The organism is Janthinobacterium sp. FT14W (assembly GCF_009208755.1).
Classification (GTDB): domain Bacteria; phylum Pseudomonadota; class Gammaproteobacteria; order Burkholderiales; family Burkholderiaceae_D; genus Janthinobacterium; species Janthinobacterium violaceinigrum.
In genome coordinates this window covers 1-244 of sequence record NZ_WFLL01000189.1, presented here as the reverse complement: position 1 = coordinate 244, position 244 = coordinate 1, and the positions used below count along the sequence as shown (strand labels likewise).

The 244-nt window shown below is 51.2% G+C and carries 1 rRNA gene; it reads right to left on the bottom strand.

Annotated features, from left to right (window positions below):
- Positions 1-244: ribosomal RNA gene (locus GCN74_RS28565) — 23S ribosomal RNA — on the bottom strand; the annotation flags it as partial.

The following is a 244-nucleotide window of genomic DNA, read 5'->3' as shown; positions in this document are numbered from 1 at the left end:
GAGTATTTAGCCTTGGAGGATGGTCCCCCCATATTCAGACAGGATGTCACGTGTCCCGCCCTACTTGTCGTACGCTTAGTACCACCGGTCCGATTTCACATACGGGGCTATCACCCGCTATGGCTCCCATTTCCAGAGGATTCTGTTATCGGTCCGACTATCACGTACAGGCTCTTCCCATTTCGCTCGCCGCTACTTTGGGAATCTCGGTTGATTTCTTTTCCTGCAGCTACTTAGATGTTTC